22 protein-coding genes are annotated in these 17,258 nt (G+C 71.2%); 1 reads left to right on the top strand and 21 read right to left on the bottom strand.

The features are described 5' to 3' along the window. Window positions 1–24 precede the first annotated feature (24 nt). The 11 genes from lgt to hisI all read right to left on the bottom strand — a co-directional run bounded on the left by lgt (window position 25) and on the right by hisI (window position 8,716). Window positions 25–987 carry a prolipoprotein diacylglyceryl transferase gene (gene lgt, locus BN159_RS31745; RefSeq protein WP_015661123.1) on the bottom strand — a complete coding sequence of 321 codons (963 nt, stop codon included), beginning with the start codon at window positions 985–987 and terminating at the stop codon, window positions 25–27. A gap of 83 nt (window positions 988–1,070) precedes the next feature. Beyond that, window positions 1,071–1,847, bottom strand: a complete 777-nt coding sequence (locus tag BN159_RS31740; RefSeq protein WP_015661122.1) for a DsbA family protein — start codon at window positions 1,845–1,847, stop codon at window positions 1,071–1,073. Between the two features lie 62 nt (window positions 1,848–1,909). Further along, window positions 1,910–2,728 carry a tryptophan synthase subunit alpha gene (trpA, locus tag BN159_RS31735; protein ID WP_015661121.1) on the bottom strand — a complete coding sequence of 273 codons (819 nt, stop codon included), beginning with the start codon at window positions 2,726–2,728 and terminating at the stop codon, window positions 1,910–1,912. Further along, a complete protein-coding gene (trpB, locus tag BN159_RS31730) occupies window positions 2,725–4,014 on the bottom strand; it encodes a tryptophan synthase subunit beta (protein WP_015661120.1) in 1,290 nt (429 codons plus the stop codon). Before trpB ends, trpA begins: the two co-directional genes overlap by 4 nt. Before the next feature lie 61 nt (window positions 4,015–4,075). Further along, window positions 4,076–4,288 (bottom strand): tryptophan biosynthesis modulator TrpM, encoded by a 213-nt coding sequence (trpM, locus tag BN159_RS47790; RefSeq protein WP_408055049.1) that lies wholly within the window; start codon window positions 4,286–4,288, stop codon window positions 4,076–4,078. Between the two features lie 34 nt (window positions 4,289–4,322). Then, window positions 4,323–5,132 carry an indole-3-glycerol phosphate synthase TrpC gene (trpC, locus tag BN159_RS31725; RefSeq protein WP_015661119.1) on the bottom strand — a complete coding sequence of 270 codons (810 nt, stop codon included), beginning with the start codon at window positions 5,130–5,132 and terminating at the stop codon, window positions 4,323–4,325. Between the two features lie 123 nt (window positions 5,133–5,255). Next, window positions 5,256–5,702 (bottom strand): DUF2752 domain-containing protein, encoded by a 447-nt coding sequence (locus BN159_RS31720; protein ID WP_015661118.1) that lies wholly within the window; start codon window positions 5,700–5,702, stop codon window positions 5,256–5,258. 61 nt (window positions 5,703–5,763) lie between these two features. After that, window positions 5,764–6,006 (bottom strand): HGxxPAAW family protein, encoded by a 243-nt coding sequence (locus BN159_RS31715; protein ID WP_015661117.1) that lies wholly within the window; start codon window positions 6,004–6,006, stop codon window positions 5,764–5,766. 130 nt (window positions 6,007–6,136) lie between these two features. Continuing rightward, entirely contained in the window at window positions 6,137–6,775 is a 639-nt protein-coding gene (locus tag BN159_RS31710) for a TIGR02234 family membrane protein (protein WP_015661116.1), read from the bottom strand. A gap of 52 nt (window positions 6,776–6,827) precedes the next feature. After that, window positions 6,828–8,306, bottom strand: coding sequence for an anthranilate synthase component I (locus tag BN159_RS31705; RefSeq protein ID WP_015661115.1), 1,479 nt, complete (start codon window positions 8,304–8,306; stop codon window positions 6,828–6,830). Between the two features lie 11 nt (window positions 8,307–8,317). After that, window positions 8,318–8,716, bottom strand: coding sequence for a phosphoribosyl-AMP cyclohydrolase (gene hisI / locus BN159_RS31700; protein ID WP_408055020.1), 399 nt, complete (start codon window positions 8,714–8,716; stop codon window positions 8,318–8,320). Window positions 8,717–8,790: 74 nt separating this feature from the next. On the opposite strand from hisI, the gene BN159_RS31695 reads away from it, so the two are divergent. Next, on the top strand, window positions 8,791–9,426 hold the full coding sequence (locus tag BN159_RS31695; RefSeq protein ID WP_015661113.1) for a TIGR03085 family metal-binding protein: 636 nt from the start codon (window positions 8,791–8,793) through the stop codon (window positions 9,424–9,426). Window positions 9,427–9,430: 4 nt separating this feature from the next. Here the strand turns inward: BN159_RS31695 and BN159_RS31690 are convergent, their stop codons facing one another. The 10 genes from BN159_RS31690 to hisD all read right to left on the bottom strand — a co-directional run bounded on the left by BN159_RS31690 (window position 9,431) and on the right by hisD (window position 17,130). Continuing rightward, window positions 9,431–10,705, bottom strand: a complete 1,275-nt coding sequence (locus BN159_RS31690; RefSeq protein WP_015661112.1) for an MFS transporter — start codon at window positions 10,703–10,705, stop codon at window positions 9,431–9,433. Window positions 10,706–10,718: 13 nt separating this feature from the next. Then, on the bottom strand, window positions 10,719–11,309 hold the full coding sequence (locus tag BN159_RS31685) for an ArsR/SmtB family transcription factor (protein WP_015661111.1): 591 nt from the start codon (window positions 11,307–11,309) through the stop codon (window positions 10,719–10,721). A 119-nt stretch (window positions 11,310–11,428) separates the two neighbouring features. Further along, entirely contained in the window at window positions 11,429–12,184 is a 756-nt protein-coding gene (gene hisF / locus BN159_RS31680; RefSeq protein ID WP_015661110.1) for an imidazole glycerol phosphate synthase subunit HisF, read from the bottom strand. Continuing rightward, window positions 12,181–12,585 carry a RidA family protein gene (locus tag BN159_RS31675; RefSeq protein WP_015661109.1) on the bottom strand — a complete coding sequence of 135 codons (405 nt, stop codon included), beginning with the start codon at window positions 12,583–12,585 and terminating at the stop codon, window positions 12,181–12,183. The genes hisF and BN159_RS31675 overlap by 4 nt, the downstream gene beginning before the upstream one ends. Further along, on the bottom strand, window positions 12,582–13,310 hold the full coding sequence (gene priA, locus BN159_RS31670) for a bifunctional 1-(5-phosphoribosyl)-5-((5-phosphoribosylamino)methylideneamino)imidazole-4-carboxamide isomerase/phosphoribosylanthranilate isomerase PriA (RefSeq protein WP_015661108.1): 729 nt from the start codon (window positions 13,308–13,310) through the stop codon (window positions 12,582–12,584). The genes BN159_RS31675 and priA overlap by 4 nt, the downstream gene beginning before the upstream one ends. Next, window positions 13,310–13,960 (bottom strand): imidazole glycerol phosphate synthase subunit HisH, encoded by a 651-nt coding sequence (gene hisH, locus BN159_RS31665; protein WP_041820098.1) that lies wholly within the window; start codon window positions 13,958–13,960, stop codon window positions 13,310–13,312. The genes priA and hisH overlap by 1 nt, the downstream gene beginning before the upstream one ends. Next, window positions 13,951–14,115 carry a hypothetical protein gene (locus BN159_RS46305; protein ID WP_015661106.1) on the bottom strand — a complete coding sequence of 55 codons (165 nt, stop codon included), beginning with the start codon at window positions 14,113–14,115 and terminating at the stop codon, window positions 13,951–13,953. Before BN159_RS46305 ends, hisH begins: the two co-directional genes overlap by 10 nt. Further along, window positions 14,112–14,705 (bottom strand): imidazoleglycerol-phosphate dehydratase HisB, encoded by a 594-nt coding sequence (gene hisB / locus BN159_RS31655; protein ID WP_015661105.1) that lies wholly within the window; start codon window positions 14,703–14,705, stop codon window positions 14,112–14,114. The genes BN159_RS46305 and hisB overlap by 4 nt, the downstream gene beginning before the upstream one ends. After that, complete coding sequence (locus BN159_RS31650; protein WP_015661104.1) at window positions 14,702–15,808, bottom strand: histidinol-phosphate transaminase; 1,107 nt, start codon at window positions 15,806–15,808, stop codon at window positions 14,702–14,704. Before BN159_RS31650 ends, hisB begins: the two co-directional genes overlap by 4 nt. Further along, window positions 15,805–17,130 carry a histidinol dehydrogenase gene (gene hisD / locus BN159_RS31645; protein WP_015661103.1) on the bottom strand — a complete coding sequence of 442 codons (1,326 nt, stop codon included), beginning with the start codon at window positions 17,128–17,130 and terminating at the stop codon, window positions 15,805–15,807. Before hisD ends, BN159_RS31650 begins: the two co-directional genes overlap by 4 nt. Between the last annotated feature and the right edge of the window lie 128 nt (window positions 17,131–17,258).

Here is a 17,258-nt window from a genome sequence, read left to right as displayed (position 1 = left end):
CTTCGCCGTCGTACGTCCGACCGGTCAGCTCTTCTTCGCCGACCCGGCCCCGTCGGTGGCCTCGTCCTTCACGTCGGAGGACTCTTCGTCGGCCTTGTCGGCGTCGTCCGTCTTCTCGGCCTTCTCCGCGCCGTCCGACCCGTCCTCGTCGGACGGGGCCCCGGCGTCGACCGCGCCCGGCTCGACCACGGCTTCCCGGCCGGGCCGCTTCTTGGCGGAGAGGACGATGTAGAGCACCGCCAGCAGGAAGACCACCACTGCGGTCCAGTTGTTCAGGCGGAGGCCCAGGATCTCGTGCGCCTCGTCGACGCGCATGTACTCGATCCAGAACCGGCCCACGCAGTAGGACGCGACGTACAGCGCGAACGCCCGCCCGTGGCCCAGCTTGAACCGGCGGTCGGCCCAGATGACGAGCAGCGCGACACCGACGCACCACAGCGACTCGTACAGGAACGTCGGGTGGTAGGTGCCCGGCTCCCGGCCGTCCGTGGAGGAGGTGATCTCCACGGCCCACGGCAGGTCGGTGGCCTTGCCGTACAGCTCCTGGTTGAACCAGTTGCCCCAGCGGCCGATGGCCTGCGCGAGGGCGATGCCGGGGGCGACGGCGTCGGCGTACGCCGGCAGCGGGATGCCCCGGCGCCGGCAGCCGATCCACGCGCCGAGCGCGCCGAACGCGATGGCGCCCCAGATGCCGAGACCGCCCTCCCAGATCTTGAAGGCGTCCACCCAGTCACGGCCCTCGCTGAAGTACAGCTGGTAGTCCGTGATCACGTGGTAGAGGCGCCCGCCGACCAGTCCGAAGGGGACGGCCCACACCGCGATGTCGGCCACCGTGCCGGATCGGCCGCCGCGGGCGATCCAGCGCTTGTTGCCGAGCCAGACCGCGACGAAGACGCCGATGATGATGCAGAACGCGTAGCCTCGCAGCGGAATGGGACCGAGGTGGATCACCCCGCGCGACGGGCTGGGAATGTAGGCAAGTTCCATGGCAAGGTCGACGCTACCCTGCCGGGCGGCGCACGCGTCGGGCAGCCCGGCTACGGCTCCATAACAGGCGGACCTGAACGCCCCTATCCCTTGGCCGCCTCCTGCACCTGCTGCTTCAGCTTCTGAGGCGTCATCGACTGGTCCTGGTAGATGTTCTTGCCGTCCAGCAGCACGGTCGGCGTGCCGGTGAAGCCGCCGCTGCGGAAGGCGTCGTTCGACTTCGCCACCCAGGCGTTGTGTGTGCCCTCCTCCACACAGGTGCGGAAGGCCGGCGTGTCCAGTCCGTCGACCTTGGCGGCCAGCTCGAGGAGCTTGCTGTTCTCCGCGAAGGCGTCGTCGGTCTCGGCGGGCTGGTTCGTGTAGAGCACATCGTGGTACTCGACGAACTTCCCGGCGTCCTGGGCGCAGGCCGCGGCGTTGGCGGCGTTCTGGGAGCCGGTCCCGCCCATGTTGCCGTCGATGATCGTCGCGAGGCGGTAGTCGACTCTGAGCTGACCGGCGTCGGTCAGCTCATGGATCGTCGAGCGGTAGGCGTCCTCGAAGGACTTGCACGCCGGGCAGCGGAAGTCCTCCCAGACCACGAGGGTCGACGGGGCGTCGGCCTTGCCGACCGGGATCACCAGGCTGTCCTCGCCCTGCGCGCCCGAGGGCGCCACGACGGGTCCGGCGGAGTCGCCGTCGTCGTCCTTGCCGGCATTGGCGGCGATCACGCCGATCACCGCCGCGAGCCCCAGCACGCAGACGACGCTCACACCGACGATCAGCGCCCGGCGTCGCTTCTCCGCGGCCTTCTGCTTCTCGCGCTCGATGGCCATCCGCTCCCGGGCGGTGCGCTTTCCCTCACGGTTCTTCTCGCTCACACCCCGGAAACGAACCGGGGAGGCGCCCAGCGCCTCCCCGGTCCCAGGTCCACCCGTTCGAGTTACACCTTGCCTCGCACACCGTCGGCGAGATCGGCGGCGAGGGCGCGGACGGCCTCGACACCGGCCGCGTCGTCCGGCGCGTCCAGCATCCGCTTCACGAACGCCGAACCGACGATGACCCCGTCGGCGAACCCGGCGACCTCGGCGGCCTGCGCGGCATTGGAGACGCCGAGCCCGACACAGACGGGCAGCCCGGTGCCGGTGGCCCGGGTCCGTCCGACCAGGTCCTGCGCCTGCGCGCCGACCGACTCACGGGTGCCGGTGACACCCATCAGCGAGGCGGCGTAGACGAAGCCGCTGCCCGCAGCGGTGATCTCGGCGAGCCGCTCGTCCTTGCTGCTCGGCGCCACCACGAAGACCGTCGCGAGGCCGTGCTTCTCGGCGTGCTCCCTCCACAGCGCCGACTCCTGGACCGGCAGGTCGGGCAGGATGCACCCGGCGCCGCCCGCCTCCGCGAGCTCCGCGGTGAACCGCTCGACGCCGTAGCGGTCGATCGGGTTCCAGTACGTCATGACGAGCACCGGCTTGCCGGTCGCCGCGTGGGCCTCACGGACCGTGCGCATCACGTCGGCGATCTTCACGCCGCCGCGCAGCGCGATGTCGTCGGCGGTCTGGATGACGGGGCCGTCGAGGACGGGGTCGCTGTGCGGCAGACCGACCTCGACGATGTCCGCACCGCCGTCGAAGACGGCCTTGATCGCCTCGATGCCGCCGTCCACGGTCGGGAATCCGGCCGGGAGATAGGCGATGAGCGCGGAGCGGCCCTCGGCCTTGGCGCCGGCGAGGGTGTCCGTCAACAGCTGGATGTTCCCGCTCACTTGGCGTCCCCCTCGATCTCGGCGGTGTCGGCGGCGTTCGCCGCGACCTCGGCGTCGGTGCCCTCGTCGTACAGCCCGAAGTAGCGGGCGGCCGTGTCCATGTCCTTGTCGCCGCGGCCGGACAGGTTGACGATGATCAGTCCGTCCTTGCCCAGCTCCTTGCCGACCTCCAGGGCGCCGGCCAGCGCGTGGGCGCTCTCGATGGCCGGGATGATGCCCTCGGTGCGCGAGAGCAGGCGCAGGGCCTGCATCGCCGCGTCGTCGGTGACGGCGCGGTACTCGCCGCGGCCGCTGTCCTTGAGGTAGGAGTGCTCGGGGCCGATGCCCGGGTAGTCCAGACCGGCCGAGATCGAGTACGGCTCGGTGATCTGGCCCTCGTCGTCCTGGAGGACGTAGGAGCGGGAGCCGTGCAGGATGCCGGGCTCGCCCGCGGTCAGCGTGGCCGCGTGCTCGCCGGTCTCGACGCCGTGCCCGGCGGGCTCGCAGCCGATGAGGCGTACGTCCGCGTCCGGGATGAAGGCGTGGAACAGGCCGATGGCGTTCGAGCCGCCGCCGACGCAGGCGATGGCGGCGTCGGGCAGGCGTCCGGCGCGCTCCAGGATCTGGCGGCGGGCCTCGACGCCGATGACGCGGTGGAAGTCGCGGACCATCGCGGGGAAGGGGTGCGGTCCGGCGACCGTGCCGAAGAGGTAGTGCGTGTGGTCGACGTTGGCGACCCAGTCGCGGAAGGCCTCGTTGATCGCGTCCTTCAGCGTGCGGCTGCCGGACTTCACGGCGATGACCTCGGCGCCGAGCATGCGCATGCGGGCCACGTTGAGGGCCTGGCGCTGGGTGTCGATCTCGCCCATGTAGATGGTGCATTCGAGACCGAACAGGGCGCAGGCGGTGGCCGTGGCGACGCCGTGCTGGCCGGCGCCGGTCTCGGCGATGACCCTCGTCTTGCCCATGCGCTTGGTGAGCAGGGCCTGGCCGAGGACGTTGTTGATCTTGTGGGAGCCGGTGTGGTTCAGGTCTTCCCGCTTGAGGAAGATGCGTGCGCCACCCGCGTGACCCGCGAAGCGGGGGACTTCGGTGAACGCCGACGGGCGGCCGGTGTAGTTGACGAGCAGGTCGTCGAGTTCTTTCGCGAACTCGGGGTCGTGCTTGGCCTTGTCGTACTCGACGGCGACCTCGTCCACGGCGGCGACGAGGGCCTCCGGGATGAATTTGCCGCCGAAGGCACCGAAGTAGCCCTCACTGTTGGGGATTTGACCCTGGGGGTCGGGGATGAAGAAGTCGCTGGGCATGCGTGAACCTCACGGTGAGTGGTGTGTGAACAGCACTGATCGCCGTGGGGCGGGGGGATTGTCAGGCGGCTGCGGCCCGGTGGGGGCTTGTCGCGCAGTTCCCCGCGCCCCTGACGGGGCGCTTCTGCCATCGCATGCCATTTACTTGACCCGGCTCATCACCGATGACGTACCGCACCCTGCGGCCGTGCACCCGGCGTGCGGGCGCGCGGCAGCCACGGGGCCGACAGCCACGCGCGAGGCGGGCATAACGGTCCGTGGCCGTCAAAGTCATCAGCAGCGTCATCGGGGCCAAGCCTATCGAAAGATCAGCTACGCCCGTGCCGCAGAGCCGGGTGCTCGCCCGCCGCCACCAGGTCCGCCACCGCGGACTTCGGGTCGCGGCCCGTCACCAGGGACTCGCCGACCAGGACCGCGTCGGCGCCGGCGTTGGCGTAGGCGATGAGGTCGTGGGGGCCGCGGATGCCGGATTCGGCGATCGTGACGATGCCCGCGGGGATCTCCGGCGCGACGCGCTCGAAGGTGCCGCGGTCGACCTCCAGGGTCTTGAGGTTGCGGGCGTTGACGCCGATGACCTTGGCGCCCGCGTCCACGGCGCGCTCGACCTCGTCCTCGTCGTGCACCTCGACCAGCGGGGTCAGGCCGATGGAGACGGCGCGCTCGATCAGGGACTCCAGGGCCGGCTGGTCGAGGGCGGCGACGATCAGCAGCGCGAGGTCGGCGCCGTACGCGCGGGCCTCCCACAGCTGGTACGACGTGACGATGAAGTCCTTGCGCAGGACCGGGATGTCCACGCGGGCGCGGACGGCCTCCAGGTCGGCGAGCGATCCGCCGAAGCGCCGCTGCTCGGTCAGTACGGAGATGACGGCCGCGCCGCCCGCCTCGTAGTCCGCGGCGAGCCCGGCCGGGTCGGCGATCGCGGCCAGCGCGCCCTTGGACGGGCTGGAGCGCTTGACCTCGCAGATCACCTTGACGCCGTCGCCCTTGAGCGCGGCGACGCCGTCCTTGGCCGCGGGAGCCTTCGCCGCGCGCTCCTTGAGCTCGTCGAGGCTGACGCGCGCCTGCCGCTCCGCGAGGTCGGCACGGACTCCGTCGATGATCTCGTCGAGCACACTCACGCGAGCGGCCCCCTTCCCGATGCGATGACGAAAACCGGTGGTCACTGCGATGGTATCCGGAGGAAGGCGTAGGCCTCGCATCCGGTTGACGGCGGTCCCACTACCTGGACATTCATCAGTTGATCAAGGATGCAGCCAGCCACCGAAGGGCAGGTTCCGGACAACCGTGAAGACCAGCAGCAATGTGCCGAGCGTCCACAGGTGCACCGGCCCGGGATCGAGCCGCATCGGTCGTCCGCGCGCCGTGCGGACCACCCAGACGGTCCACAGCACGGCGAAGGCCAGATAGCCCAGTACGGCCGGCGCGTTGTTCTGGAGGGCGGCGGCGAGGTCGCCGTGCACGAAGGCGTGCGCGCTGCGCAGTCCGCCGCAGCCGGGGCAGTACAGGCCGGTGAGCTGGAGCAGCGGGCAGGCCGGGTAGTGGCCGGGCTCGTTCGGGTCGACGGCGGCGACGTAGGCGAAGGCGCCGACCACGGCCGCGAGGACTCCGGTGGGTACCGCGAGGCGGGCCAGGACGGCTCCGGTGCCCTGCCGTGTCACCCTGCGGCTGTTGGTGTTCACGCCTCGCATTGTGCCCCCGAAACGCGTGAGGGGCGGCCGCTGGGGCCGCCCCTCACGAAGGTCGTACGCGTCAGCCCTCGATGCTCGCCGCCTCGGTCGTGCGCAGCGGCTTGCCGGCGTCCTTGGACTGGCCGAGGCCCATGCCCTTCATGAGCCAGCCGACGACACCACCGAGGACCACGACGCCCATGCTCGCCCAGAAGCCCGCCGGCTGGGCCAGGACCATGAAGGCACCCGCGGCGCAGAAACCGATGAAGGCGATTGTGACACCGGTCCAGGCGGCCGGGGTGTGACCGTGGCTGCTGCCCGCCATGACTTGCTCCTCGTTGCTGTGTGTAAGTCTCTGAGCCGGACGCTCGACGTCATTGTCCCGCATGCGCGCACGCGAGGTGATCGGGGGTCACTCTCGCGAGTCGGTGCGCGGAGCCACCGACCCGAAACGCTCAGGCGCCGGTCGGGTCCTCGCCGCGGTCCAGGGCCTTCCAGAGGTCCTCGGGGCGGTCGGGGTCCACGGTGGGGGCCTTGCGCGGCCGGGGTGCCCCGGAGCGCTCGTAGCGGCTGGACATCGCGGGCCAAGCGGGCGCGTACCGCAGGGCCAGCAGTCCGGCGAGCAGCATCAGGGCGCCGCCCACAGCCGCCACGTACGGCCATGCGGTGTGGCTGAGCGCGGCCACGGTCGCGGCGGTGTCGCCGGTGGCCTGGGCCGCCTTCTCGTCGAGCGCGGCGCTGTCACCGGCGCCGATCAGCGCGGCGGCGATCGTCCCGGCGCCGGAGAGGGCGAGGAGGCCCGCAACGAGGACGCGGCCGAGGCGGCGGACGGCGAAGACGGCGACCAGTGCGGCGAGGCCGACTATGGCGAGCGAGGCGGGCACGCCCGTCACGTCGCTGCCGCTGGCGGTCAGCGGGAAGTCGCCGCCGGCCACCGTGGCGGTGCCCTCCGACCACCGTTGGCGGGTGGCCAGCAGCGCCACGGTCGCGCCGAGCGCGCCGGACAGCAGGGCCACGGCGAGGCTGAGGCGGCCGGCCCGCGCGGGGCCTGCGGCTTCGGAACGGGGGTGAGGAACAGCAGTCACGTACTCCACTATCGCCTGAACCCCGGGCGAACCGTCACCCGGGGTTCATATGAGAAGCGCCCTATTTCTTCAGACGGTTCGCCGTGTGCACCGCGCGCAGCACCGCCGCCGCCTTGTTGCGGCACTCGGTGTCCTCGGCGACCGGGTCGGAGTCGGCGACGATCCCGGCGCCCGCCTGGACGTAGGCGGTGCCGTCGCGCAGCAGGGCCGTACGGATGGCGATGGCGGTGTCGGAGTCGCCGGCGAAGTCGAGGTAGCCCACACAGCCGCCGTACAGGCCGCGCCGGGAGGGCTCCAGTTCGTCGATGATCTGCATCGCGCGGGGCTTGGGCGCGCCGGAGAGGGTGCCGGCCGGGAAGCAGGCGGTGAGGACGTCGAAGGCGGTGCGGCCCTCGGCGACCTTTCCGGTGACCGTGGAGACGATGTGCATCACGTGCGAGTAGCGCTCGATGGACATGAAGTCGACGACCTCGACGGAGCCGGGCTCGCAGACCCGCCCCAGGTCGTTGCGCCCGAGGTCGACGAGCATGAGGTGCTCGGCGCGCTCCTTGGGGTCGGCGAGCAGGTCGTCGGCGAGGGCCTGGTCCTCCTGCGGGGTGGCCCCGCGCCAGCGGGTGCCGGCGATGGGGTGCACCATGGCCCGCCCGTCCTCGACCTTCACCAGCGCCTCGGGGGACGAGCCCACGACGTCGAAGCCGTCGAACCGGAAGAGGTACATGTACGGGGACGGGTTGGTGGCCCGCAGGACCCGGTAGACGTCCAACGCGCTTGCCGTGCACGGGGTTTCGAAGCGCTGGGAGGGGACGACCTGGAAGGCCTCCCCGGCCCGGATGCGCTCCTTGATGTCTTCCACGGCCCGCTGGAAGTCCGCGCCGCCCCACAGGGCGGTGTACTCGGGGAGTTCGGAGGGTGGCAGGACGGCCGGGGGCTGGGCGACCGCGCGGGAGAGGTCGGCCTCCATGGCGTCCAGGCGGGCGACCGCGTCGGCGTAGGCCTCGTCCACGCCGGTGTCGAGGTCGTTGTGGTTGATCGCGTTGGCGATCAGCAGGACCGAGCCCTCCCAGTGGTCCATCACGGCGAGGTCGCTGGTCAGGAGCATGGTCAGCTCGGGGAGCTTCAGGTCGTCGCGCTCGCCGGGGCCGATCTTCTCCAGGCGGCGCACGATGTCGTAGCCGAGGTAGCCGACCATGCCGCCGGTGAAGGGCGGCAGGCCCTCCTGGTGGGGGGTGTGCAGGGCCTCGATGGTGGCGCGCAGGGCGGCGAGCGGGTCGCCGTCGGTGGGCACGCCGACGGGCGGGACGCCGAGCCAGTGCGCCTGGCCGTCCCGCGTGGTGAGGGTGGCGGCGCTGCGGACGCCCACGAACGAATACCGGGACCAGGAGCGGCCGTTCTCCGCGGACTCCAGCAGGAAGGTGCCGGGGCGCTCGGCGGCGAGCTTGCGGTAGAGCGCGACCGGGGTGTCGCCGTCGGCGAGGAGCTTGCGCGTGACCGGGATGACGCGCCGATCGGTGGCGAGCTTGCGGAAGGTCTCGAGATCCATGGCCGGTGACCTTACTGATCTCCGGCCGGGGTGCCGGAATCCTTGAGCAGGACGTCGGTGTCGAAGCAGGTGCGGGTGCCGGTGTGGCAGGCGGCGCCGACCTGGTCGACCTGGACGAGGACGGTGTCGGCGTCGCAGTCGAGGGCGACGGACTTGACCCACTGGAAGTGGCCGGAGGTGTCGCCCTTGACCCAGTACTCCTGGCGGCTGCGGGACCAGTAGGTGCAGCGGCCGGTGGTGAGCGTGCGATGCAGGGCCTCGTCGTCCATCCAGCCGAGCATGAGCACCTCTCCGGTGTCGTACTGCTGGGCGATGGCGGGGAGGAGCCCGTCGGCGCTGCGCCTGAGGCGCGCGGCGATCTCGGGGTCCAGCTGGCTGGGCTGACGGGGCTTGCTGGTCATGGGTGCCATTGTGCCGCGCGGGACTGACAGTTCCGGCCGCATGTCCACTGGGCGGACCCCGAGGGCGGTCGTAGTCTGGCCGCATGTCGACTTTCGCCAAGCGTGAACGACTTCTGCTGGCCGACCTCCTGGAGGCCGAGGGCCCCGAGGCCCCGACCTTGTGCGAGGGCTGGACCACCCGTGATCTCGCCGCGCACGTCGTGGTGCGCGAACGCCGGCCCGACGCCGCCGGCGGCATCCTGATCAAGCCGCTCGCCGGCCGCCTGGAGCGGGTGATGGCCGAGTTCACGGACAAGCCGTACGAGGAACTCATCCAGCTCATCCGTACCGGACCGCCCCGCTTCTCGCCGTTCTCCCTGAAGCAGGTCGAGGAGATGTCGAACACGGTGGAGTTCTACGTCCACACCGAGGACGTCCGCCGCGCCCGCCCCGACTGGACGCCCCGCGAGCTCGACACGGTCTTCCAGAACGCCCTGTGGGTCCGTCTGGAGCGCACCGCCCGACTGATGGGCCGCGGCTCCCCGACGGGCCTGGTGCTGCGCCGCCCGAACGGCCAGACCTCGGTGGCCCATCGCGGTACGCCCGTGGTGACGGTGACGGGCGAGCCGTCGGAGCTGCTGCTCTTCCTCTACGGCCGGCAGAACTCGGCCGAGGTGGAGCTGGAGGGCGACAAGGACGCCGTGGCCAAGCTGCACGAGGCGAAGCAGCTCGGGATCTGAGGGGTCACTTCGGGAGCTCGGCGCGGCGCAGGTCGCGTACGCACAGCGCGATCACCCCGCCGAGCCCGCACACCGCCGCGCTGGCCACGAAGACCGGCCCGGTGCCCCAGGCGCCGATCGCGGTGGCCGACAGCGGCATGCTCAGCGGGGCCAGACCGAGGCTGACCAGGCCGGACACGGCGGTGACGCGGCCCAGGCATGCGGGGTCCGCCTGGGTCTGGAGCAGGGCGCCGCACATCGCGCCGCTGAGCCCCGCGAGCAGTCCGATGAGCAGGGCGACACCCACGGCCGCGACGACGCTCGCGACGAAGGCCAGCGCGCCGATGGCGACCGACCCGGCGATGATGGCGCACCCCGCCACCCGCCCGGCGTGCGGCAGGCGCCCGCGCACGGTCAGCAGCAGGGAGGCGGCCCCGGCGCCGACACCGAACCCGGCGAGCACCCAGCCCATCCCGGAGGCGCCCCAGCCGCGCTCGTCGGCGAGGAGCGTCAGCCCGACGTTGAGCGGGCCGACGAAACCGAGGTCGCCGAGGGCGATGGCGAGCATCAGCGGGGCGAGCACCCGGTGGCGGCGGATGTAGCGGAGCCCTGCCACCAGATCCCGCCAGGCGGTGCCGCCGGTCGCGGCCGCCTCGTCGTCGGCTTTCTCGTCGGCCTTGTCGTCGGCGGGCAGGTCCCGCACCCGTACGGCCATCAGCAGCGGCACCGACAGCGCGATGAGCAGCCCGGCGACGGCGAACGCGGCCGTGGCGCCGCCGACCGCCACCGCGAGCCCGCCGAGCGGACCGCCGACCACGCTCGCGAAGCGGATCGCCAGCCCCCGCATGCCCTGCACGCGCGCGAGCTGATCGCGCGTCGTCACCCGCGCGGGGAGCGCGCCCACGGCCGGCATGAACACCGCGTCCACGGTGCCGAAGACCAGCGCGAGCACGGCCAGCGGCCACAGCCCCGGGCTGGTCAGGAACAGCAGCGCCGCCACCGCGAGCACGGCGGCGCAGCGCACGATGTCGCTGCCGATGACGACCCTGCGGGGCCCGAGCCGGTCGGCGAGCACTCCCCCGCCGAGCATCAGCAGCGCCCGCGGCACGGCGCTCACGGCCATGACCACCCCGGCCTGCGAGGGCGAGCCCGCCTGTACGGCCGCCCAGGACAGGGCGATGTAGTAGACGCTGTCCCCGACCATCGAGGAGGCGTAGGCGGCGAGCCAGCGCAGCACGTTGCCGTCCCGGTGGGCGGGGCGCGGGGTGGTCTCGGGCGGGGCTATGAGGGTGGCGGTCACCGAGGAGGTCCTCTCAGACGCGGAACGGGAAGGCGTACGTGTGCACCGCCACGTTCTGGCGGCCCTCGGTCTCACCGGCGGCCTCGGCGGCCCGGCTCTGCTCGTCGTACCTGCGCAGCAGGGCGAGCATCTCCCGGTCCAGCTCGGCAAGTTCGTCGGCGGTGAGCCGGAGCGTGGACTCGGAGGACGACGCAGTGCGGTTCCACTTCTCGTCCCAGCTGCCGCGCTCCTCCAGCCAGCGCCGGTACATGTCCATGCGCTGGTCGGCGAAGAGCTTGCTGGCCGCGGTGTGCGCCGCGGCCTCGTCGGGGGCGTCGCGGAAGTCCTCGTCGCGGATGCTCAACCCCTCCGATGCGGGCTGCCACCAGCGCTCCCGACCGTCCGCGCTGCGCGGCTCGGCCGCCTCGATCAGCCCGTGCTCGGCGAGCTTGCGCAGGTGGTAGCTGACCAGCGACACCGCCTCGTCGACCTGCTCGGCGAGCTGTGAGGCGGTGGCGACCCTGGCCACGGCCAGGTTCCGGTACAGCCGGGACCGGAGCGGGTGGGCGAGCGCCTTGAGCGTGCCCAGATCCGTGATCCGGCGGTCCCTCTCTTTGCCTGTCATGCCACTCACCGTAGATACGAAAGAAATCTTGCGCAATAGATTTTGCGCAACTTCTCTTTCGCATCTCCCCAAGAGAAAGCCCCGGCCAACCACACAGGCGACCGGGGCTCACACCGCACTCACCGGACGGGATGCCCCGCCTCCCGCAGCGCCTGCTTCACCTCGCCGATCCGCAGGTCGCCGAAGTGGAACACCGACGCCGCCAGCACCGCGTCCGCGCCCGCCCCGATCGCCGGGGCGAAGTCACCGAGCTTTCCGGCGCCGCCGGAGGCGATGACCGGCACCGTCACGTGCTTGCGCACCGCCTCGATCATCTGGATGTCGTAGCCGTCCTTCGTGCCGTCCGCGTCCATCGAGTTGAGCAGGATCTCCCCCGCGCCCAGCTCCGCGGCCCGGTGCGCCCACTCCACCGCGTCGATGCCGGTGCCCTTGCGGCCACCGTGGGTCGTCACCTCGAAGGAGCCGGAGGCCGTGCGCCGCGCGTCCACCGACAGCACCAGCACCTGGCGGCCGAAGCGCTCGGCGATCTCGCGGATCAGGTCGGGACGGGCGATCGCGGCCGTGTTGACGCCCACCTTGTCCGCGCCCGCGCGCAGCAGCTTGTCCACGTCCTCGGCCGTGCGCACCCCGCCGCCGACGGTCAGCGGGATGAAGACCTGCTCGGCGGTGCGGCGCACCACGTCGTACGTGGTCTCGCGGTTGCCGGACGAGGCGGTGATGTCCAGGAACGTCAGCTCGTCGGCGCCCTCGGCGTCGTAGACCTTCGCCATCTCGACGGGGTCGCCCGCGTCGCGCAGGTTCTGGAAGTTGACGCCCTTGACGACCCGGCCGTTGTCCACGTCCAGGCAGGGGATGACTCGGACCGCCAGGGTCATGACTGTTCGGCTCCTCTGAATGCTTCTACTTCTACTTCGACCAGGATGCGCGGGTCGACGAAGCCCTCCACGACCAGCAAGGTCGACACCGGCCGTACCGCGTCGAAGAGGTCCTTGTGGGCACGGCCCGCCTCGTCGACGTCCCGCGCGTGGGTCAGGTACATCCTGGTACGGATCACGGACCCGATCCCGAGCCCGAACTCGCCGAGCGCCTCGATCGCGCTGGTGAAGGCCACCTTGGCCTGTTCGTACGGGTCGCCCTCGCCGTACAGCACATGTCCCTTGAAGGACGTGGTGCCCGCCACCAGGACGCGATCGCCCGCCGCGACGGCGCGTGCAAAACCGAAGGACTCTTCCCAGGGACTTCCGCTCTGCACACGCCGTACGGCATCGGACGTCATGACGACACAGCCTCCAGGGCCTCTTCCAGGGTGAACGCCTTCGCGTACAGGGCCTTCCCGACGATGGAGCCCTCGACACCGAGGGGTACGAGATCGGCGATGGCGCGCAGGTCGTCCAGGGACGAGACGCCGCCGGAGGCCACGACCGGGCGGTCCGTGGCGGCGCAGACGTTGCGCAGCAGCTCCAGGTTCGGGCCCTGGAGGGTGCCGTCCTTGGCGATGTCCGTGACGACGTAGCGCGCGCAGCCCTCCTTGTTGAGGCGCTCCAGCGTCTCGTAGAGGTCGCCGCCGTCGCGGGTCCAGCCGCGGCCGCGGAGCGTGGTGCCCCGTACGTCCAGACCCACCGCGATCTTGTCGCCGTGCTCGGCGATGACCTTGGCGACCCACTCCGGGGTCTCCAGTGCGGCCGTGCCGAGGTTCACCCGGGTGCAGCCGGTGGCCAGGGCCGCGGCGAGGGTGTCGTCGTCGCGGATGCCGCCGGACAGCTCGACCTTGATGTCCATCGCCTTGGTGACCTCGGCGATCAGGTCCCGGTTGTCGCCGGTGCCGAAAGCGGCGTCCAGGTCGACCAGGTGCAGCCACTCGGCGCCGGAGCGCTGCCAGGCGAGGGCGGCCTCCAGGGGGGAGCCGTAGGAGGTCTCCGTGCCGGACTCGCCGTGCACCAGGCGGACCGCCTGGCCGTCGCGGACGTCAACGGCCGGGAGGAGTTCGAGCTTCGAGGCCATCAGAGGGTTCCGATCCAGTTGTTCAGCAGCTGCGCTCCGGCGTCGCCGGACTTCTCGGGGTGGAACTGCGTGGCCCACAGGGCGCCGTTCTCCACGGCGGCCACGAAGGGCTTGCCGTGCGTCGCCCAGGTGACCAGCGGTGCGGTCATCAGCGGATTCTCGGTCTCCAGGGCCCAGTCGTGGACCGCGTAGGAGTGCACGAAGTAGAAGCGGGCGTCCGCGTCCAGGCCGGCGAACAACTCGGAGGCGGGCGGCGCGTCCACGGTGTTCCAGCCCATGTGGGGCACGATCTCGGCCTGGAGCGGCTCGACCGAGCCGGGCCACTCGCCGAGGCCCTCGGTCTCGACGCCGTGCTCGATGCCCCGCGCGAACAGGATCTGCATGCCGACGCAGATGCCCATCACGGGACGCCCGCCGGACAGCCGCCGCTCGACGATCCAGTCGCCGCGCGCCTGCTTCAGCCCTTCCATACAGGCGGCGAAGGCGCCGACGCCCGGCACCAGCAGTCCGTCGGCGTTCATGGCCTGGTCGAAGTCACGCGTTATCTCGACCTGGGCGCCCGTGCGGGCGAGGGCGCGCTCGGCGGACCGGACGTTGCCGAAGCCGTAGTCGAAGACGACGACCTTCTTCGAGGACGCGGTCAATTCCACACCTCCAGCCTCAGGACACCGGCGACGAGACACATCCCGGCGCCGATGGAGAGCAGCACGATGAGGCTCTTGGGCATCTCCTGCTTGACGAAGGAGTAGATGCCGCCGGCCAGGAACAGGCCGACGACGATCAGGATGGTGGAGAGGCCGTTCACAGGGCGCCCTTCGTCGACGGGAGGATGCCGGCCGCGCGCGGGTCACGCTCGGAGGCGTAGCGCAGGGCGCGGGCGAGGGCCTTGAACTGGCACTCCACGATGTGGTGCGCGTTGCGGCCGTACGGCACGTGCACGTGCAGGGCGATCTGCGCCTGGGCCACGAAGGACTCCAGGATGTGCCGGGTCATGGTGGTGTCGTACTCGCCGATCATCGGCGCCATGTTCTCGGGCTCGGTGTGCACGAGGTACGGGCGGCCGGAGAGGTCGACGGTGACCTGGGCGAGGGACTCGTCCAGCGGGACCGTGCAGTTGCCGAAGCGGTAGATGCCCACCTTGTCGCCGAGGGCCTGCTTGAAGGCGGCGCCCAGCGCGAGGGCGGTGTCCTCGATGGTGTGGTGGGAGTCGATGTGCAGATCGCCCTCGGTCTTCACGGTCAGGTCGAACAGACCGTGCCGGCCGAGCTGGTCGAGCATGTGGTCGTAGAAGCCGACGCCCGTCGAGACGTCGACCTTGCCGCTGCCGTCGAGATCGATCTCGACGAGCACCGACGTCTCCTTGGTGACTCGCTCCACGCGTCCTACGCGGTTCATGCGCTCTGCTCCTTCTTCAGTTCACGGACCGCGTCGAGGAACGCGTCGTTCTCGGCGGGGGTTCCGGCGGTCACCCGCAGCCAGCCCGGTACGCCGTTGTCCCGGACCAGGACGCCCCGGTCGAGGATCTTCCGCCAGACGGCCTGGGTGTCGTCGAACCGGCCGAACTGCACGAAGTTGGCGTCCGAGGCGGTGACCTCGTAGCCGATGGCCAGCAGTTCGGAGACCAGCCGGTCCCGCTCGGCCTTGAGCTGCTCGACATAGCCGAGCAGGGTGTCGGTGTGCTCCAGGGCGGCCAGCGCGGTCGCCTGGGTGACGGCCGAGAGGTGATAGGGCAGCCGGACGAGCTGGACGGCGTCGACCACGGCCGGGTGCGCGGCGAGGTAGCCGAGGCGCAGGCCCGCGGCGCCGAACGCCTTCGACATCGTGCGGGAGATGACGAGGTTGGGGCGCCCGTCGAGCAGCGGCAGCAGCGAGTCGCCGTGGCTGAACTCGATGTACGCCTCGTCCACGACCACGATCGACGGCTTCGCCGCCTGCGCGGCCTCGAACAGCGCGAGGACCGTCTCGGGCGGGACGGCGTTGCCCGTGGGGTTGTTGGGGGTGGTGATGAACACGACGTCGGGCCGGTGCTCGGCGATCGCCTGCCGGGCCGCGTCCACGTCGATGGTGAAGTCGTCGTTGCGCGGCCCGGAGATCCAGCCCGTGCCGGTGCCGCGCGAGATGAGCGCGTGCATCGAGTACGACGGCTCGAAGCCGATGGCGCTGCGGCCGGGGCCGCCGAAGGTCTGGAGCAGCTGCTGGATGACCTCGTTGGAGCCGTTGGCGGCCCAGACGTTGGCCAGGCCGACCTCGTACCCGGACGTGTCCGTCAGGTACTTGGCGAGCTGCGTGCGCAGTTCCACGGCGTCCCGGTCCGGGTAGCGGTTGAGGTGCCGGGCCGCCTCGCGCACCCGCTCGGTGATCCGCTCGACCAGCGGCTCGGGCAGCGGGTAGGGGTTCTCATTGGTGTTCAGCCGTACCGGCACGTCCAACTGGGGCGCGCCGTAAGGGGACTTGCCGCGCAGCTCGTCCCGTACGGGGAGATCGTCGATGCCAGTCACTTGCCTTCAGGAACCTTCCAACCGAACCTCGCCTTGATCGCCGCGCCGTGGGCCGGCAGATCCTCCGCCTCCGCCAGCGTCACCACGTGATGCGCGACCTCGGCCAGCGCGTCCCGCGTGTAGTCGACGATGTGGACGCCGCGCAGGAAGGACTGGACGGACAGGCCCGAGGAGTGGCAGGCGCAGCCACCGGTGGGCAGGACGTGGTTGGACCCGGCGGCGTAGTCGCCGAGGGAGACCGGGGCCCAGGGCCCGATGAAGATCGCGCCGGCGTTGCGCACCCGGTCGGCGACCGCGGCCGCCTCGGCGGTCTGGATCTCCAGGTGCTCGGCGCCGTAGGCGTCGACGACCCGCAGGCCCTCGTCGATGCCGTCGACGAGGACGATCGCGGACTGCCTGCCCTTGAGGGCCGGGACGATCCGGTCCTCGATGTGCTTGGTGGCCGCGATCTGCGGCTCCAGTTCCTTCTCCACCGCGTCCGCGAGCTCCACGGAGTCGGTGACGAGGACGGCGGCGGCCAGCGGGTCGTGCTCGGCCTGGCTGATCAGGTCGGAGGCGACGTGCACCGGGTCGGCGGTCGAGTCGGCCAGGACCGCGATCTCGGTGGGACCGGCCTCGGCGTCGATGCCGATCTTGCCGGTGAAGTAGCGCTTGGCGGCGGCGACCCAGATGTTGCCGGGCCCGGTGACCATGTCGGCGGGAGGGCAGGACTCGGTGCCGTAGGCGAACATCGCGACGGCGGTCGCGCCACCGGCGGCGTACACCTCGTCCACGCCGAGCAGCGCGCAGGCGGCGAGGATCGTCGGGTGCGGCAGGCCCCCGAACTCGGCCTGGGCGGGCGAGGCGAGCGCGATCGACTCGACACCGGCCTCCTGGGCCGGGACGACGTTCATGATCACGGATGAGGGGTACACGGACCGGCCGCCGGGCGCATAGAGGCCCACCCGGTCGACCGGCACCCACTTCTCGGTCACGGACCCGCCGGGCACGACCTGGGTGGTGTGCGTCGTACGGCGCTGCTCGCGGTGGACGAGCCGGGCGCGGCGGATGGACTCCTCCAGGGCCGCGCGGACGGCCGGGTCGAGTTCCTTCAGCGCCTTGTCGAGGGCCTCGGCCGGCACGCGTACCTGGTCCAGCTTGACCCCGTCGAATTTCTCCGCGAAGTCGATCAGCGCCGCGTCGCCCCGATGATGCACGGCCTCGCAGATCGGACGCACCTTGTCCAGGGCGGCCGCAACGTCGAAGTCGGCTCGGGGCAGCAGGTCGCGCAGGGCGGGTCCCTCGGGAAGGGCGTCGCCGCGCAGATCGATTCGGGAGATCACGCCGTCAATTCTCTCAGACCGGGATCGAGCACTGTTCGCGCGTATCAATGGCTGATACAGAGCGCATACGCCACCCGGAAGATCCCCTTCACCGTTAGCGTTCCGTGCGTCACTCAGCGGGCATGAAC

It is taken from the genome of Streptomyces davaonensis JCM 4913 (assembly GCF_000349325.1).
GTDB classification, from domain to species: Bacteria; Actinomycetota; Actinomycetes; order Streptomycetales; family Streptomycetaceae; genus Streptomyces; species Streptomyces davaonensis.
Note: the sequence above shows the minus strand (reverse complement) of the source record. Positions and strands in the feature narration are given on the sequence as shown.

Bases quoted from the DNA above. Each gene is read 5' to 3' on its own strand.
- lgt (WP_015661123.1), bottom strand. From the start codon at position 987: ATGGAACTTGCCTACATTCCCAGCCCGTCGCGCGGGGTGATCCACCTC.
- trpB (WP_015661120.1), bottom strand. From the start codon at position 4,014: ATGCCCAGCGACTTCTTCATCCCCGACCCCCAGGGTCAAATCCCCAAC.
- trpM (WP_408055049.1), bottom strand. From the start codon at position 4,288: ATGACTTTGACGGCCACGGACCGTTATGCCCGCCTCGCGCGTGGCTGT.
- BN159_RS31720 (WP_015661118.1), bottom strand. From the start codon at position 5,702: ATGCGAGGCGTGAACACCAACAGCCGCAGGGTGACACGGCAGGGCACC.
- BN159_RS31715 (WP_015661117.1), bottom strand. From the start codon at position 6,006: ATGGCGGGCAGCAGCCACGGTCACACCCCGGCCGCCTGGACCGGTGTC.
- BN159_RS31705 (WP_015661115.1), bottom strand. From the start codon at position 8,306: ATGGATCTCGAGACCTTCCGCAAGCTCGCCACCGATCGGCGCGTCATC.
- hisI (WP_408055020.1), bottom strand. From the start codon at position 8,716: ATGGCACCCATGACCAGCAAGCCCCGTCAGCCCAGCCAGCTGGACCCC.
- BN159_RS31695 (WP_015661113.1), top strand. From the start codon at position 8,791: ATGTCGACTTTCGCCAAGCGTGAACGACTTCTGCTGGCCGACCTCCTG.
- BN159_RS31685 (WP_015661111.1), bottom strand. From the start codon at position 11,309: ATGACAGGCAAAGAGAGGGACCGCCGGATCACGGATCTGGGCACGCTC.
- hisF (WP_015661110.1), bottom strand. From the start codon at position 12,184: ATGACCCTGGCGGTCCGAGTCATCCCCTGCCTGGACGTGGACAACGGC.
- BN159_RS31675 (WP_015661109.1), bottom strand. From the start codon at position 12,585: ATGACGTCCGATGCCGTACGGCGTGTGCAGAGCGGAAGTCCCTGGGAA.
- priA (WP_015661108.1), bottom strand. From the start codon at position 13,310: ATGGCCTCGAAGCTCGAACTCCTCCCGGCCGTTGACGTCCGCGACGGC.
- hisB (WP_015661105.1), bottom strand. From the start codon at position 14,705: ATGAACCGCGTAGGACGCGTGGAGCGAGTCACCAAGGAGACGTCGGTG.